Annotated in this window: 16 protein-coding genes; all 16 read left to right on the forward strand. The window is 41.8% G+C overall.

Translation table 11 applies throughout. The features are described from left to right. Positions 1 to 8 precede the first annotated feature (8 nt). The 16 genes from sucD (at position 9) to fliJ (ending at position 16,681) form a co-directional block, all read left to right on the forward strand. Positions 9 to 917: a succinate--CoA ligase subunit alpha gene (gene sucD / locus N8M93_RS14015; protein WP_261132809.1), complete on the forward strand. Its 909-nt coding sequence runs from the start codon at positions 9 to 11 to the stop codon at positions 915 to 917. Positions 918 to 1,569: 652 nt separating this feature from the next. Further along, on the forward strand, positions 1,570 to 2,382 hold the full coding sequence (gene dprA, locus N8M93_RS14020) for a DNA-processing protein DprA (protein ID WP_261133060.1): 813 nt from the start codon (positions 1,570 to 1,572) through the stop codon (positions 2,380 to 2,382). A gap of 76 nt (positions 2,383 to 2,458) precedes the next feature. Beyond that, positions 2,459 to 4,528, forward strand: coding sequence for a type I DNA topoisomerase (topA, locus tag N8M93_RS14025; protein ID WP_261132810.1), 2,070 nt, complete (start codon positions 2,459 to 2,461; stop codon positions 4,526 to 4,528). Positions 4,529 to 4,539: 11 nt separating this feature from the next. Beyond that, positions 4,540 to 5,847 carry an FADH(2)-oxidizing methylenetetrahydrofolate--tRNA-(uracil(54)-C(5))-methyltransferase TrmFO gene (trmFO, locus tag N8M93_RS14030; protein WP_261132811.1) on the forward strand — a complete coding sequence of 436 codons (1,308 nt, stop codon included), beginning with the start codon at positions 4,540 to 4,542 and terminating at the stop codon, positions 5,845 to 5,847. A 96-nt stretch (positions 5,848 to 5,943) separates the two neighbouring features. Beyond that, entirely contained in the window at positions 5,944 to 6,831 is an 888-nt protein-coding gene (gene xerC / locus N8M93_RS14035; protein WP_261132812.1) for a tyrosine recombinase XerC, read from the forward strand. Positions 6,832 to 6,871: 40 nt separating this feature from the next. Next, the gene (gene hslV / locus N8M93_RS14040) at positions 6,872 to 7,414 is read left to right on the forward strand and encodes an ATP-dependent protease subunit HslV (protein ID WP_221564271.1); all 543 of its coding nucleotides are present in this window, start codon (positions 6,872 to 6,874) and stop codon (positions 7,412 to 7,414) included. A gap of 19 nt (positions 7,415 to 7,433) precedes the next feature. Then, positions 7,434 to 8,831, forward strand: a complete 1,398-nt coding sequence (gene hslU / locus N8M93_RS14045; protein WP_261132815.1) for an HslU--HslV peptidase ATPase subunit — start codon at positions 7,434 to 7,436, stop codon at positions 8,829 to 8,831. A gap of 19 nt (positions 8,832 to 8,850) precedes the next feature. Then, the gene (gene codY, locus N8M93_RS14050; RefSeq protein ID WP_261132816.1) at positions 8,851 to 9,630 is read left to right on the forward strand and encodes a GTP-sensing pleiotropic transcriptional regulator CodY; all 780 of its coding nucleotides are present in this window, start codon (positions 8,851 to 8,853) and stop codon (positions 9,628 to 9,630) included. Positions 9,631 to 10,291: 661 nt separating this feature from the next. Beyond that, a complete protein-coding gene (gene flgB / locus N8M93_RS14055; RefSeq protein WP_261132817.1) occupies positions 10,292 to 10,678 on the forward strand; it encodes a flagellar basal body rod protein FlgB in 387 nt (128 codons plus the stop codon). A gap of 4 nt (positions 10,679 to 10,682) precedes the next feature. Next, complete coding sequence (gene flgC / locus N8M93_RS14060; RefSeq protein ID WP_261132819.1) at positions 10,683 to 11,129, forward strand: flagellar basal body rod protein FlgC; 447 nt, start codon at positions 10,683 to 10,685, stop codon at positions 11,127 to 11,129. A gap of 22 nt (positions 11,130 to 11,151) precedes the next feature. After that, entirely contained in the window at positions 11,152 to 11,439 is a 288-nt protein-coding gene (gene fliE / locus N8M93_RS14065; RefSeq protein ID WP_261132821.1) for a flagellar hook-basal body complex protein FliE, read from the forward strand. A 105-nt stretch (positions 11,440 to 11,544) separates the two neighbouring features. Beyond that, on the forward strand, positions 11,545 to 13,125 hold the full coding sequence (gene fliF / locus N8M93_RS14070) for a flagellar basal-body MS-ring/collar protein FliF (protein WP_261132823.1): 1,581 nt from the start codon (positions 11,545 to 11,547) through the stop codon (positions 13,123 to 13,125). 11 nt (positions 13,126 to 13,136) lie between these two features. Then, positions 13,137 to 14,150, forward strand: coding sequence for a flagellar motor switch protein FliG (gene fliG / locus N8M93_RS14075; RefSeq protein ID WP_221564291.1), 1,014 nt, complete (start codon positions 13,137 to 13,139; stop codon positions 14,148 to 14,150). Beyond that, positions 14,143 to 14,925 (forward strand): flagellar assembly protein FliH, encoded by a 783-nt coding sequence (gene fliH, locus N8M93_RS14080; protein WP_261132825.1) that lies wholly within the window; start codon positions 14,143 to 14,145, stop codon positions 14,923 to 14,925. Before fliG ends, fliH begins: the two co-directional genes overlap by 8 nt. After that, on the forward strand, positions 14,915 to 16,231 hold the full coding sequence (gene fliI / locus N8M93_RS14085; protein WP_261132827.1) for a flagellar protein export ATPase FliI: 1,317 nt from the start codon (positions 14,915 to 14,917) through the stop codon (positions 16,229 to 16,231). The genes fliH and fliI overlap by 11 nt, the downstream gene beginning before the upstream one ends. Positions 16,232 to 16,234: 3 nt before the next feature. After that, positions 16,235 to 16,681 carry a flagellar export protein FliJ gene (fliJ, locus tag N8M93_RS14090; protein WP_261132830.1) on the forward strand — a complete coding sequence of 149 codons (447 nt, stop codon included), beginning with the start codon at positions 16,235 to 16,237 and terminating at the stop codon, positions 16,679 to 16,681. Positions 16,682 to 16,683: the final 2 nt, after the last annotated feature.

Below are 16,683 nucleotides of genomic sequence, written 5' to 3' on the forward strand. Positions count from 1 at the left end.
AAAACTCGATGAGCGTTTATGTTAATAAAGATACGAAAGTAATCGTACAAGGGATCACAGGTTCAACAGCCCTTTTCCATACGAAACAAATGCTTGAATACGGTACCAAAATCGTTGGAGGAGTGACGCCTGGTAAAGGTGGAACAGAAGTTGAAGGAGTTCCTGTATTCAACACAGTTGAAGATGCAGTTAAAGAAACTGGAGCAAATGCTTCTGTCATTTATGTGCCTGCACCATTCGCTGCAGACGCAATCCTTGAAGCGGTAGATGCAGAGCTTGACCTGGCCATCTGTATCACGGAGCACATTCCGGTATTGGACATGGTGAAAGTCAAGCGTTATATGGAAGGGAAGAAGACACGCTTGGTCGGTCCGAACTGTCCTGGTGTCATCACTCCAGATGAGTGTAAAATCGGAATCATGCCTGGCTATATCCACAAAAAAGGCCATGTCGGGGTTGTTTCCCGTTCTGGAACATTGACTTATGAAGCAGTACATCAGCTGTCTCAAGCTGGGGTCGGCCAATCTACAGCAGTAGGTATCGGTGGAGACCCAGTCAATGGTACAGACTTCATCGACGTTCTCAAAGCATTCAATGAGGATGAAGATACTTATGCAGTCATCATGATCGGTGAAATCGGTGGTACTGCTGAAGAAGAAGCTGCAGAGTGGGTTAAAGCGAACATGACGAAGCCTGTTGTTGGATTCATCGGAGGACAAACCGCACCTCCAGGAAAGCGCATGGGACATGCAGGTGCGATCATTTCAGGTGGTAAAGGTACTGCTGAAGAAAAGATCAAGACCATGAATGCATGTGGAATCAAGGTAGCTGAAACACCATCTGTAATGGGAGAAACGTTGATATCTGTATTGAAAGAACAGAATCTATTAGAAGCTTGCACCACACATAGCGAATAATACAACGATGGGGCCGGCCCGAGGAATGGCTTCAGGGATCTTTTGTTAAGAGATGTCTGGGGCTAACGGGACCGGCTCCTGTTTCTTTTTTAACGGGCAAAGAATTCGTCCGCAGTTTTAGATACATAAATGTTGATCCGTTATGATTTACATAAGCGACAGAGTTTGCAAAAACAGCCTTAAAGAAAAACTCGCAACAACCCTGGGGAAAGATAGTCAATCGCAATCAAGATAAGCAGCCCTTTTTTAATTAGCGGACTCCACAGCCGTTATTTGTGAAGTAAGCAGCTGTTTTACTATGATATTTGCGAAATAAGGAGCTTGGTGTCCGTTAGGTTGATAGAAACCAATTGTTCTGTTCAAATAAGGTCTCCTGTGTCCGTTACAGGTAAGTACAACTTGTTTCAGTGAAGAAATTTTCGTAGTTGCAACAACTATGAAATTAACAAAGCAAAAAAATAAAGGTGAATTGCCTATACATATCGAACCAATCGTGAAGAAGATTTTTCCTCAAGTGGATACATTACACAAAAATATAATGATACAAGCCAGTTTATAAAAAGAGGAGATCGTTTCATTGTTAAGTAGAAAGAAAGAACGCCTTTTATTTTTATCTGAGTGCAATGGTTTGGGGAATAAAACATTGTCTAGAATGATTAGGGAAGACAGGACGCTTGAAAAAGTATTTCAAATGAGTAATCATCAATTAAAGACACAGTATCTACTTTCAGAATCGACTGTAATCCAGATAAGAGACAAAACGAAGCAAGAAAAATCTTTGAAGAACTTCCAGAAATACAAGGATGGACACATCGAAGTCATTACCATATTCGATGTGGAGTATCCTTCCTTATTGAAGGAAATTTTCGATCCTCCGCTTGTTCTATATGTGAAAGGGGATACGAGTCTTTTGTATGGAGAAAAAATATTGAGCGTCGTCGGTACAAGAGATGCCTCAATAAACGGTCAGCGCAGCCTCGAGAAAATCATCACTCCCATGATTGAACAAGGCTGGACCATTGTCAGTGGACTGGCGTACGGTATTGATATTTCAGCACATCGTATCACAATGAGATCAAATGGGCGTACGATTGCTGTTCTTGGCAGCGGGTTCAATCATATTTATCCTCGGGACCACACGGATGACGCGCAAAGAATCGCTTCGGAACATCTTTTGATTTCCGAATTCCCACCTGATCGGAAACCGGCAAAGTGGCAGTTTCCGATGAGAAACAGGATTATAAGCGGTCTTTCAAGGGGAACACTGATTGTAGAGGCTCGTGAAAAGAGTGGTTCCTTGATAACAGGTGATCAAGCGCTTCAACAAGGAAGAGAAGTTTTTGCGGTGCCTGGTTCGATATTAGAACCACGCACAATGGGTACACATCACTTGATACAGCAAGGCGCAAAGCTTGCAGCAAGTGCTGAAGATATTATTGAAGAGTTGTCTGACTTTAAATCTTAAGTTTGACAAACCAACATACTATATACAATAATAGGGAAGATTTTAAAATTAGAAAAAGGGGGAGACAGATAGAATTATGGCTGATTACTTAGTAATAGTAGAATCTCCCGCCAAAGCAAAAACGATTGAAAAATATTTAGGAAAAAAATATATCGTAAAAGCTTCAATGGGACATGTACGTGATTTACCGAAAAGCCAAATGGGTGTTGATGTAAATAACGATTTTGAACCTAGATACATTACGATCAGAGGGAAAGGTCCTGTACTGAAAGACCTGAAGTCTGCTGCAAAGAAAGTAAAAAAGATTTTTCTCGCAGCTGACCCCGATCGTGAAGGTGAAGCGATTGCTTGGCATTTGGCCCATAGCCTTGAAATGGACGATACGTCTGATTGTCGGGTTGTGTTCAATGAAATTACGAAACAAGCTATCAAAGACTCATTCAAGAGACCTCGTAAGATCAACATGGATCTTGTGGATGCCCAACAAGCGAGGCGGATTCTAGATCGACTGGTTGGTTATAACATCAGTCCTTTACTATGGAAGAAAGTGAAAAAAGGATTGAGTGCCGGTCGTGTCCAAACTGTTGCATTACGCTTGATCGTCGAACGAGAAAAAGAAATACAGAATTTCAAACCAGAAGAATACTGGAAAATCAAAGCGATATTCGATAAAAATGGTGAACAATTCGAAGCGTCCTTCTTTGAATTGAATGGTGAAAAGGTTGAACTTTCGAATGAAGAAAAAGTGAAGGAAGTCTTGAAACACATCAAAGGGGAATCATTTGATGTCACTTCAGTTCAGAAGAAAGAGCGTAAACGAAATCCAGCCGCTCCATTTACAACTTCTTCATTGCAACAGGAAGCAGCAAGAAAGTTGAATTTCCGTGCAAAAAAAACGATGATGATGGCGCAACAATTATACGAAGGAATCGATATTGGGAAAGAAGGGACAGTAGGTCTCATCACCTATATGAGAACCGATTCCACTCGTGTATCTGATGTAGCCAAAAATGAAGCACGCGATTATATTACAGAACAATATGGATCGAACTTCACGAGTAGCCGATCGACAGGGAAAAAGTCCAATAATGCGCAGGATGCCCACGAAGCTGTACGCCCTACGTCAACTCTACGGGATCCTAAAGCAGTCAAACCGTATTTGAGCCGGGATCAGTATCGTTTATACAAATTGATTTGGGAACGTTTCGTTGCAAGTCAGATGGCACCCGCAATCATGGATACGATGGCGGTCAATCTGGACAATAACGGAGTACGTTTCCGTGCAAACGGTTCAAAAGTGAAATTCCCAGGTTTCATGAAGGTATATGTAGAAGGTAACGATGATAACAAGAAAGATGAAGATAAGATCCTTCCAGACCTTAAAGAGGGTGACTCCGTCAAAACAGAAGAGATTGAACCGAGTCAGCACTTTACACAGCCTCCGCCGAGATATTCAGAGGCAAGATTGGTCAAAACGATGGAGGAACTTGGAATCGGAAGACCATCCACCTACGCACCGACACTCGATACGATTCAACGTCGTGGATATGTGGCTTTAGACGCGAGGAAGTTCGTACCGACTGAACTTGGGGAAATTGTACTGGAGCTGATCCTTGAATTTTTCCCTGAAGTCATTGAGGTCGAGTTCACCGCTGAAATGGAAACGAGTCTCGACCATATCGAGGAAGGTACAGAAGAGTGGAAGAAGATCATTGCCGCCTTTTATAAAGAATTCGAGAAAAAATTGAAGGTTGCAGAGGAAGAAATGAAAGAAGTAGAGATCCAGGACGAACCTGCCGGTGAAAATTGTGAAAAATGCGGCAGCGAGATGGTCTATAAAATGGGTCGATACGGGAAGTTCATGGCTTGCTCGAATTTTCCTGACTGCAGAAACACGAAACCGATCGTCAAAGATATCGGTGTAAAGTGCCCAAAATGTAATGAAGGAAATATCGTTGAGCGAAAGAGTAAAAAGAGGCGTATCTTCTATGGTTGCGATCGATATCCTAAATGTGATTTCGTTTCATGGGATAAGCCGATCAGCAGACCTTGTCCGAAGTGCGAAAGTTTACTTGTCGAAAAGAAAACGAAGAAAAGCAACACGATACAGTGTACGAATTGCGACTACAAAGAGAAACAAAATTAGGGTGATGGAAATTGAAGTTACAAGCAGTTAATGTCGTAGGTGCAGGGCTAGCTGGGAGTGAAGCTGCTTGGCAGTTGGCGAAACGCAGAATTAAAGTCAATCTATATGAAATGAGACCGAAAAGGCAGACACCTGCACATCATACGGATAAATTTGCAGAATTGGTTTGCAGCAACTCACTTCGTTCGAATGCCCTGACTAATGCAGTAGGGGTACTGAAAGAAGAGATGAGACATTTGGATTCTGTCATCATACAAAGTGCAGATGACTGTTCTGTTCCTGCCGGTGGTGCGCTGGCAGTAGATCGCCATGAATTTGCAGCGAAAGTGACAGAACGCGTAAAAGGTCATCCGAATGTGACGGTCTATGAAGAAGAAATCCGCGGAATCCCTGAAGGACCTACGATCATTGCAACAGGTCCATTGACTTCTGAGGATTTATCAAAAGCCTTATTATCACTGACAGGTGAAGAGTATCTTTATTTCTATGATGCTGCAGCACCAATTATTGAAGTGGATAGCATCGATCGTGATAAAGTTTATTTGAAATCCCGATATGACAAAGGGGAAGCCGCATACTTGAATTGTCCGATGACAGAAGAGGAATTCGATCGTTTTTATGAAGCGCTGATTTCAGCCGAAACGGTACCTTTGAAAGAATTTGAAAAGGAAATTTTCTTTGAAGGATGCATGCCAGTTGAGGTGATGGCGAAGCGGGGAAAGAAGACCTTGTTATTCGGGCCAATGAAACCAGTAGGATTAGAAGATCCAAAAACCGGGAAACAACCCTATGCAGTTGTTCAATTACGCCAGGACAACAAGACTGGAACGCTCTATAACATCGTAGGTTTCCAAACCCATATGAAATGGGGTCCGCAGAAGGAAGTCTTAAGACTGATTCCTGGTTTGGAGAATGCGGAAATTGTTCGATATGGTGTCATGCATCGGAATACGTTCATCAATTCGCCAAATTTACTTAAACCGACATACCAGTACAAGGACCGTGATGATTTGTTCTTCGCAGGTCAAATGACAGGTGTGGAAGGTTATGTAGAAAGTGCAGCCTCCGGTTTGATCGCAGGTATCAACGCAGCTCGTTTCGTTCAAGACCAAGAACCAGTTGTTTTCCCACTGGAAACGGCATTGGGCGGGATGGCAGAATATATTACAACTGCCAACCCTGACAACTTCCAGCCGATCAATGCAAATTTCGGATTATTCCCACCGCTTGATAAGAGAATCAAGAATAAGAAGGAACGATACGAAAAGATTGCTGAGAGAGCACTGGGAACAATTCAGAATTTTTTAACAAAAGTGTGAATATATATTGTCAAGGCCTCTAAGTTGTGATACGATTTAGGGGTCTTTATGCTAATTGTTCCACTATTCAGAAAATAATAGGAAGTTGATCGTGTTATGCAAGAAGACATCCGTCTTTTTATCGAATATTTACAAATTGAAAAAAATTGTTCGCAGCATACCGTCACCAATTATCAAGTTGACATCGACGATTTTGTGGAATTCATGAGGCAGCAAGGCTTGGACCAATTTGCTGCTGTTTCTTATGTGCATGTCCGCCACTATCTGACAATATTGCATGAAAAGAAATATGCCAGAAAATCTGTAGCGAGAAAAGTCTCAACATTACGAAGTTTATATCGATTTTTAATCAGAGAAGAACGCTTAGAACAGAATCCTTTTAAAACTGCTAGTCTACCGAGACAAAATAAGCGACTCCCCAAATTCTTTTTCGCAGAAGAACTTGAGGAGTTGTTTAAAGTTTCAGACTTGAACACCCCCTTGGGACAGAGGAATCAAACATTGCTCGAACTTCTTTACGGAACGGGAATTCGAGTCAGTGAATGCTGCGGTCTTACTCTGAAAGACATCGATCTTTCGATTGAAACGATTCTTGTAAGGGGAAAAGGGCGCAAGGAAAGATATGTCCCGATAGGCAGTTATGCAATCGAATCGTTGGACCTTTATTTGAATTCTGGAAGGAAGACATTAATGAAAACGAAAGAGCATGATAAACTCTTCGTGAATTATAAAGGGGATCCTCTGACTGATCGTGGTGTCAGGAAAGTTCTGAAAAAGATGATCGAATCGACATCTTTGACGATGAACATTACACCACACATGCTGCGTCATACGTTTGCGACCCACTTGTTGAATGAAGGTGCTGATTTGAGAGCAGTGCAAGAACTATTGGGCCATTCCCAATTGTCTACCACTCAAATTTATACACATGTTACAAAAGATAGATTGCAGCAGATGTATCGCAATTTTCATCCAAGAGCTTAGCTTAAGCTGGGTTAGGATTCAATATGGGAGGAGGTCTGTTATGAGTACATTCCATGCTACCACCATTTTTGCTGTCCATCATAAAGGTGGCTGTGCAATGGCAGGAGATGGGCAAGTGACGTTTGGAAATGCAGTGGTGATGAAACATACTGCGAAGAAGGTCCGGAAGTTATATGATGGTAAAGTTCTAGCCGGATTTGCAGGTTCAGTCGCTGATGCCTTCACTTTATTCGAAAAATTCGAAGCAAAGCTTGAGGAATTCAACGGTAATTTGCAACGATCTGCAGTAGAACTTGCAAAAGAATGGCGGGGTGACAAGATGCTTCGAAAACTGGAAGCGATGTTGATCGTCATGAACAAAGAAACTCTTTTGCTTGTCTCCGGGACTGGTGAAGTCATCGAACCGGATGATGGAATACTAGCCATCGGATCTGGTGGTAACTATGCTTTGTCGGCAGGAAGGGCGCTGAAAAGGCATGGTGAACATTTATCTGCAACTGATATCGCGAAAAGCGCATTAGAAATCGCTGCCGAGATTTGCGTTTATACGAATGACCAGATAATTGTTGAACAATTAACTTGAAACGGGGGAGTTTGACACGATGAAAATGGATTATACACCAAGACAGATTGTTGAACGACTTGATCAGTTCATTGTTGGTCAGAAAAGTGCGAAGAAAGCGGTAGCTATTGCACTGCGAAACCGGTATCGCAGAAGTTTGATCGACGAATCTATAAGGGATGAAGTCGTACCAAAGAATATATTGATGATCGGTCCAACTGGTGTAGGGAAGACTGAGATCGCTAGAAGATTGGCTAAGATTGTGGGCGCACCTTTTGTAAAAGTGGAAGCGACAAAGTTCACCGAAGTCGGTTATGTCGGCCGTGATGTCGAATCCATGGTCCGTGACCTGGTTGAGACATCAATCCGCATTGTAAAAGAAGAGAAGATGGCCTCGGTTAAAGAACCTGCTGAGCAGAATGCGAATAAACGGTTAGTGGAATTATTGGTACCATCCAAGAAAGCCGAACAGTCTACTTACAAGAACCCTTTGGAAATGTTGTTCGGAAATCAACAACAACAAGATTCGAACGACAATTCCGACACTGAAAAAGATCAAATCGCTTCAAAAAGGAAGCAGATCGCCCATCAACTCGCGCTTGGTGAATTGGAAGATCATTATGTCACCGTAGAGGTTGAGGAACAGAACCAGAATATGATGGATTTGTTCCAGGGCTCAGGAATGGAACAAATGGGGATGAATATGCAGGATATGCTTGGTAATCTGATGCCGAAAAAAAAGAAAAAACGTAAGCTTACCGTAAACGAAGCAAGAAAGGTCCTGACCCATGAAGAAGCACAAAAATTGATCGATATGGACGAAGTTGGTCAAGAAGCTGTTACAAGAGCCGAACAAACGGGTATGATTTTTATAGATGAGATAGATAAGATTGCAGGTAAAGGCAATCAATCAGCAGATGTCTCACGTGAAGGGGTGCAAAGAGATATATTGCCGATCGTAGAAGGATCGACAGTTGTTACGAAGTATGGACCTGTCAAGACGGATCATGTGTTATTCGTAGCAGCAGGCGCATTCCATATTGCAAAGCCCTCTGATCTCATACCTGAGCTTCAAGGAAGGTTTCCTATCCGGGTAGAATTGTCCAGTCTCAACATTGATGATTTCGTATCGATCCTGGTAGACCCTGACAATGCGTTGACAAAACAATATAAAGCACTTTTGCAAACTGAAGGTATAAACATAGAATTTTCTGACGATGCTATTCGTAGAATTGCGACAATCGCAACAGAAGTGAATCAAAATACTGACAATATTGGAGCTAGGAGGCTTCATACGATTTTAGAAAGGTTATTGGAAGATTTATCTTTTGAAGCCCCGGATATTAATCTTGAGACTATTACAATTACTCCTGATTATGTCGATGAAAAACTAGGAGCCATTGCAAAAGATCGAGACTTGAGTCAGTATATCTTATAACAATTAGGAGGAGTTACAAATGAATTTATTAGGAAAAACAAGAAAGATCAATGCGTTATTACAAGAGTCTGGTGGTAAGCCAGTTAACTTTAAAGAAATGGCTGGTACTCTATGTGATGTGATCGAAGCGAATATTTTCGTAGTCAGTCGACGCGGGAAATTACTTGGGTTCTCTCTTGTACAGGAAATTGAGAATGAGAGAATGAAGAAGATGCTCGTTGACAGACAATTCCCGACAGAATATACGAAGAACCTTTTCAACATTACAGAAACCTCTTCAAACCTGGACATCAACAGTGATTATACCGCTTTCCCTGTTGAAAACAAAGATTTATTCGGTAAAGGTCTTACGACAATCGTACCGATCGTTGGTGCAGGGGAACGCCTAGGGACCTTGATTCTTTCACGTTTGAATGAATCGTTCCAGGATGACGATCTGATCCTGGCTGAATATGGTGCGACAGTAGTAGGCACTGAGATTCTTCGTGAAAAATCTGAAGAAATCGAAGAAGAAGCTCGTAATAAAGCAGTGGTCCAAATGGCGATCAGTTCGTTATCTTACAGTGAATTAGAAGCCATCGAGCATATTTTTGAAGAATTAGATGGAAACGAAGGACTATTAGTCGCAAGTAAAATTGCTGACAGAGTCGGGATAACACGTTCAGTGATTGTAAACGCACTTCGTAAGCTAGAAAGTGCAGGCGTAATCGAATCTCGCTCACTAGGAATGAAAGGTACCTATATCAAGGTCTTGAATGATAAATTCTTACATGAGCTTTCTAAATTGAAAGCGATCTAACGAGGACTGGGACAAAAGAATATAATCCAAAGGAAACCCGAACAATGTGTAGACATTCGTTCGGGTTTCCTTTTTTCAGTTATTGCAGCTTCGTCAATTCCCTTCGTTTTCCGCGAGCACGGCCTAAGCCTCCTCCGAAACGCTTTCGACTGGGGTCCGAATAAAAGCATTCATACAAGGACAAACAATGCCATTTTGGCGCCTCAATGGTCGTATGAAGCATTCATACGGACAAACAATCCATTTGGGTGTCTCAATGGACGTATGAACAATAGGTCAACCAATTAAACTCTTTATTAGAACACGTCCTATTTACACGCGGAAAGAGAGTTTAATACACCCACATTTTGATAACGAAAACTTAAAATTGGAAGGACAAATGGAAAAAATAACAGGATTCGGTAACTAATCTCGAATTATGTCGAATATTTATGATTAAAAAGAAGGGTTTTTCTTGTAGTATACGGAAATAAGGTAGTAATTGGGTCGAAATGTGATGATATAAGTCAAAAGACCCATTTAAATATTAGTCCTTTATATCGAAAATAATCGAAATATCGGAAAATACATAGACAGTAGATGGGATTAACTATAAAATACACCTGAAAGCAATTTAGAAATTGTTGGATATTGAGGAAATTTTACTATAAGGAGGTTAGATATGCTAAATTCAAGTACAATCCGCAATCTGGAACAGGCATTGAATTATCGTACAGCAAATCATGATGCGATTGCGAATAATATTTCAAATGTTGATACTCCGAATTATAAAGCTAAATCAGTGGAATTCAGGGAGACTTTGAACCGATCCTTAAAAGCCTATCGGACGGACCAGAAGCATATTCCTTTCTCTACAGAAGCTTCAGCTAACCCATCCTTCTTCACTAAAACCAATACAGACACATCGTATTCCCATAATGGAAACAATGTAGATGTTGATAAAGAAATGACAAAACTAGCAGAAAACCAATTGTATTATCAAGCGCTGATTCAGCGAATGAATGGTAAATTCAGTTCAATGAACACGGTGATCAAAGGGGGAAGATAGATAAATGGGATTATTCAACTCATTGAATATTTCGGGTTCCGCATTAACCGCTCAACGTCTAAGAATGGATGTGGCATCATCGAATATGGCTAATGCAGAAACGACTCGTTCAGAGATGGTGGATGGAGAGTGGCAGCCTTACCGAAGGAAAATGGTCGTACTTGAGCCGGGAGGGACAGATTTCAATTCGATTTTATCGAAAGTACAATCGGGTGATCAGTTGAGGGGTGTCAAGGCAAGTTCGATTGTAGAAGATGAACAACCATTTAAATTGGCATACCAACCAGACCATCCAGATGCAGATGATCAAGGATATGTACGTATGCCGAATGTCGATCCGCTTAAAGAGATAGTGGATTTGATGAGTGCTACCCGATCCTATGAAGCGAATGTGACTGTAATGAATGCAGCAAAAGGGATGTATATGAAAGCGCTGGAAATCGGAAGATAAAGGGATAAAGGGAGTGTCGTGATTGCAACCAGTACAATTGAATGTAACTACATTACCAGCTGTCGAAAAATCCACACCTGGTCAAGCGCGTGATCAGCTGGCTGTATCATTTAAGGATTTACTACATAAAGTCAATGAAGCTCAAATCAAGTCTGATATCGAGACAGAAAAGCTCATTTCAGGCAAGACTGATAACTTACATAATGTGATGATCACAGCTGAGAAGGCAAGTGTCACTTTGAATACAGCTGTGGAAGTACGGAATAAAGCTATTGAAGCTTATCAGGAAATCATGAGAATGCAAGTTTGATAACATTCTTTAGCAATTACATTTACGCACATAGTTTTCGAGGGGCTGGAAAATTTTCTGACCATTGAAAATAAATTTTTTTGCGAATGACGACCGGGGGATAAAATGAACGAAAAGATCTCGTCATATAAAAATCAAATGCAGCAATATTGGCAAGAACGTACAAAGAAACAGAAAACGTTGATCATAGGTTCTTTTATCGGTTTGTTAACCTTTATCATACTGTTGACCATCATCGTTTCTCATAAGAATTATGTTCCGTTATATTCAGGACTCTCCCCAGAGGAGACTGGACAGATAAAAAGCAGCCTTGATGCAAAAGGAATCAGTTATGAAATTGTGAATAGCGGAACAGCGATCAATGTACCAGAAGATAAAGTCGATGCACTTAAGGTAGATCTTGCTTCAGAAGGCTTACCGGAAAGCGGGACCATTGATTATAAATATTTTGTGGAAAACAACGGATTCGGCATGACGGATAAGGAATTCGGTGTTGTTGAACGAGCTGCGATGCAAACGGAACTGCAAAATCTTATTGGTAGTATTGATGGGGTGCAAAATTCGAAAGTGATGATCAATCTGCCTAAAGAGAATGTTTGGGTGACTGATATGGAACAGACGGCTTCGGCATCTGTCGTTTTGGATTTAGAGCCTGGATACACACTGAAACAGCAGCAAATCAATTCTTTATACAACCTTGTTTCAAAAAGTGTACCGTCCTTACCTATAGATAATATCGTCATCATGGACCAATTCTTTAATTATTTTGATTTAAACGACGCAGAGAAGGAATCTACTGCACTATCAGCTTATGAGCAGCAAAAAGCGATCAAGGATGACGTTGAAAAAGATTTGCAGCGAAACCTACAACGTATGTTAGGCACGATGATGGGGCCGGATAAAGTGGTCGTTTCAGTCACTACTGACATCGATTTCACAAAAGAAAAACGGAAAGAAGAACTTGTGGAACCTGTCGATCAGGAGAAAATGGAAGGCATTCAGATGAGTGTCGAAAGGATCCGTGAAACATATACAGGCAATGGAACTCCACCAGGTGGCGTAGCAGGGACCGGAGACACAGACGTCCCTTCTTATCAAGGGGAAGATGGACAGTCGGGTGATTATCAACGTGTAGAAGAAAGAATCAACAATGAAGTGAACCGAATACATAAAGAGGTTGAAGAAGCACCATTTTCAATCCGGGATATCGGAATCCAGGTAATGGTAGAACCGCCGGATCCGGACAATCCCGATTCATTACCGGCAGATCGGATAGATGATATCGAACAAGTGTTGAGCAGTGTAGTGCGAACGACCATTTCAAAAGATCAGACAAATGAAATTACAGAAGAACAAATCGGTCAGAAAATCATCGTATCTGCTCAGCCGCTAAAAGGTAAGGTTGATATGCCGACTGTGGAAAATAAGCTTCCTCTGTGGATTTATATTGTCGGCGGATTGTTACTGATCTTCATCATCATTCTACTCGTCTTATTGTTGAGAAATAGAAAAGAAGAAGTAGAGGAAGACGGATATAGCGGGGTCGACTATCAGGTTGAGGAGGTTCCTGAGTTGAAACCTCAGCAAACAGAAGAAACAACTCGTAAACAACAACTAGAACGATTGGCAAAAGACAAGCCGGATGAATTCGCAAAATTGCTTCGTTCTTGGTTGTCGGATGAATAGGGGTGGTACCAGTGGCTAGAGGACTACAAAAACTTTCCGGCAGAGAAAAGGCAGCTGTTCTATTGATTTCACTGGGGCCGGATGTTTCAGCACAAGTTTATAAGCATCTAAGTGAAGAAGAGATTGAACGCTTGACATTGGAAATCTCGAATGTAAGAAAAGTTGAATCATCGATCAAAGAGGACATCATAGATGAATTCCATCAAATTGCCCTAGCACAGGAATATATCACACAGGGTGGTATAGGGTATGCAAAAACAGTACTCGAAAAAGCTTTAGGGGCAAGTGAAGCATCGAACATCATCAACCGCTTGACATCTACATTGCAAGTCAGACCATTTGATTTTGCAAGGAAAGCGGATCCGGGGCAGATCTTGAATTTCATCCAGAATGAACACCCGCAAACGATTGCATTGATTCTTTCTTATCTGGAATCGGCACAATCAGCCCAAATTTTATCTGAACTGCCCCAAGAAGTGCAGGCAGACGTTGCTAAACGGATCGCTTTGATGGATCGTACATCCCCAGAAGTCATAACCGAAGTCGAGCAGATTCTTGAACAGAAGCTTTCTACAACGGTTACACAAGACTTTACGCAGGCCGGTGGAATCGAGGCTGTCGTGGAAGTGTTGAATGGGGTTGACAGAAGTACAGAACGAACGATCCTTGATGCGTTAGAGGTACAGGATCCTGAACTAGCAGAGGAAATCAAAAAGAGAATGTTTGTGTTTGAAGATATCGTAACGTTGGATAACCGCTCGATTCAAAGAGTCATCCGTGAAATACCGAATGAGGATCTCTTACTTTCATTGAAAGCAGCAAGTGAAGAAGTCAAAGAGATCGTTTATCAGAATATGTCCAAACGGATGGTGGATAATTTTAAAGAAGAAATGGAATATATGGGACCGGTTCGGCTTCGTGATGTAGAAGAAGCACAATCACGTATTGTATCGATCATTCGTAGACTTGAAGAAGCTGGAGAAGTTGTGATCGCTCGTGGTGGAGGAGACGATATCATTGTCTAGAGTCATAAAGTTTTCACCTCTTTCAGATAAGACCGCTAGTGAACCGATCGAAATCAAACGATTGAACACATTTCGGCCTTTAGAGCCTTTACAGGACACCGAAGATTTTACAGAAACAGCACGCTTGAAATCAGAGGAAAAAGCACAGTCGATCATCGAAAGAGCTGAACAGCAAGCAGCAGAGCTCTTGAGGCACGCTGAAACAGAATCTGCGGCCAAGGAAAAAGAGTTAGTAGAAAAAGAGGCAACAATCGATAGACAAATAAAGGAGTCACGAGATCAAGCCTCTTCAGAAGGTTTTGAAGAAGGATATCAAAAAGGGCTTGCACAAGCAGAAGAAGATTATAAATCGAAGTTGGATGAAGCGAACAAGATCCTATCTTCGGCACAATCCGATTACCGGAAAAAAATCATCGAATCAGAGCCTGAAATACTGAGATTGAGTGTAGAAATAGCCGGTAAAATTCTTGCTGCCAAACTTGAATCTGATGAAAACTGGACAAGATTTATCCAAGAAACATTGAAACAGGTGAAAGGTGAAGAGGATATAAAACTATTTATATCTCCAAAGTATTATGAGCTGACGTCCACTTTTACCAAAGAACTTTCGGTTCAATTGAATTCGGAGATTGTCGTTTATCCTGAAGGGTCCATCAAAGACCACACCTGTCTGATTGAGACGAAATACGGCCGTATTGATGCTTCTATCGACAGCCAGTTGGAAGAGATCAAGACAAAACTTATGGAATTCGTGGGTGAGGAACATGGACATTGAACCGATGTTGACTGCAGTTCAAAAGATCGATCCTTTCAAACGCTTTGGTAAAGTGAATCGGGTTATCGGAATCATGATCGAATCAAAAGGCCCGAAAACCTCGATCGGTGATGTGTGCTACATCCACACAGGTGATTCGATCAACAAAAGGATTCCAGCTGAAGTGGTCGGTTTCCGAGAAGAACATGTCCTTCTCATGCCATTTACATCAATACAGGAAATTTCCCCTGGAAGTTTAGTAGAAGCGACAGGTAAACCACTCCAGATCAAAGCTGGGAAAGCCTTGATCGGCAAAGTGTTGGATGGATTGGGTAGAGCGCTGGATGGCGAGGAACTACCCAATGGCCTATCGGCTTGTTTAACGGATGCCACACCACCTAATCCTATGAAGAGGCCCAGGATTACTGAAAATATTAGTTGCGGCGTAAGAGCAATAGATAGTTTCTTGACGGTTGGCAATGGCCAAAGGATTGGAATATTCGCTGGAAGCGGAGTAGGAAAAAGTACATTGATGGGGATGGTAGCGCGACAATCAAGTGCGGATATAAACATCATCGCCCTAATTGGTGAACGTGGCCGTGAAGTTCGAGAATTCGTAGAACACGAACTTGGTGAAGAAGGACTGCGTAAAACGATCGTTGTAGCAGCGACTTCAGACCAGCCTGCACTATTAAGAATAAAGGGAGCACTCACTGCGACTACATTAGCTGAATACTTTCGGGATCAGGGAAAGAGCGTCATGCTGATGATGGATTCTGTGACACGTGTTGCGATGGCACAACGCGAGGTAGGCCTGGCAGTTGGTGAACCTCCCGCCACAAAAGGATATACACCTTCAGTTTTTGCCTTGTTGCCAAAGCTTTTGGAAAGGTCAGGAACCTGTATGGAGGGCAGTATCACAGCATTCTATACCGTATTGGTCGATGGGGATGATATGAATGAACCCATTGCTGATGCTGTCAGAGGGATACTGGACGGGCATATTGTCCTGGATCGTGACCTTGCAAACAAGGGGCACTTCCCTTCTATAAACGTTTTGAAAAGTGTAAGCCGGATCATGAACAATATAGCTGATCCTGAACATATCAAGGCAGCAGCGAAAGCAAGGGAACTTCTTGCATCTTATGCAGAGTCGGAGGATCTGATTTCGATCGGCGCTTATAAAAAAGGGAGTTCGAAAAAAGTGGATGATGCCATTCACTACTTTCCTAAAATCATGGAGTTCCTACGCCAGAAAACCAATGATGATGTAAATGCTTCCCAATCAATTGAAGAGCTTTTAAGACTTTTCCAGGAAGAGAGGTAGACGATGGGGTATCAATTCAGGATGGAACAAGTCCTTGATTATAAGCAACAAGTAAAGGACAAGACCCAAAAGGAATACATAGAAACACAAGAGCGATTCGAGGAGATCGGCTACGAGTTATATGAAGTCTTAAAAAAGAAGGAAACACTCCAGTATCAGCAGTCCCAGCGGATGATCGATGGAGATAAGATCGTAACTTTGCAACATTACAATCAGTATATTGACCAACTGGACTACCAGGTGCAATCGTTACAGCAAAGGTTGCAGCATGCCAGGGAGAATATGCAGATGGCGCACGACAGACTCATGTCTGAGACGATTGATGTGAAAAAATATGAAAAGTTGAAAGAAAGACAATTTAGTCGATATCAATACAATAGTAAGATCGATGAAATGAAAGCAACAGATGAACTGGCTGTATTGAGACATACTTCAGACGAAATCGGGTGAGG

It is taken from the genome of Bacillus sp. Marseille-Q3570, assembly GCF_946151055.1.
Taxonomy (GTDB): domain Bacteria; phylum Bacillota; class Bacilli; order Bacillales; family Fictibacillaceae; genus Pseudalkalibacillus.

Excerpts from the sequence above, each read along its gene's own strand:
- sucD (WP_261132809.1), top strand. The coding sequence starts at position 9 with ATGAGCGTTTATGTTAATAAAGATACGAAAGTAATCGTACAAGGGATC.
- hslV (WP_221564271.1), top strand. The coding sequence starts at position 6,872 with ATGAGTACATTCCATGCTACCACCATTTTTGCTGTCCATCATAAAGGT.
- fliI (WP_261132827.1), top strand. The coding sequence starts at position 14,915 with ATGGACATTGAACCGATGTTGACTGCAGTTCAAAAGATCGATCCTTTC.
- hslU (WP_261132815.1), top strand. The coding sequence starts at position 7,434 with ATGAAAATGGATTATACACCAAGACAGATTGTTGAACGACTTGATCAG.
- dprA (WP_261133060.1), top strand. The coding sequence starts at position 1,570 with ATGATTAGGGAAGACAGGACGCTTGAAAAAGTATTTCAAATGAGTAAT.
- fliF (WP_261132823.1), top strand. The coding sequence starts at position 11,545 with ATGAACGAAAAGATCTCGTCATATAAAAATCAAATGCAGCAATATTGG.
- xerC (WP_261132812.1), top strand. The coding sequence starts at position 5,944 with ATGCAAGAAGACATCCGTCTTTTTATCGAATATTTACAAATTGAAAAA.
- fliJ (WP_261132830.1), top strand. The coding sequence starts at position 16,235 with ATGGGGTATCAATTCAGGATGGAACAAGTCCTTGATTATAAGCAACAA.
- codY (WP_261132816.1), top strand. The coding sequence starts at position 8,851 with ATGAATTTATTAGGAAAAACAAGAAAGATCAATGCGTTATTACAAGAG.
- flgC (WP_261132819.1), top strand. The coding sequence starts at position 10,683 with ATGGGATTATTCAACTCATTGAATATTTCGGGTTCCGCATTAACCGCT.
- flgB (WP_261132817.1), top strand. The coding sequence starts at position 10,292 with ATGCTAAATTCAAGTACAATCCGCAATCTGGAACAGGCATTGAATTAT.
- topA (WP_261132810.1), top strand. The coding sequence starts at position 2,459 with ATGGCTGATTACTTAGTAATAGTAGAATCTCCCGCCAAAGCAAAAACG.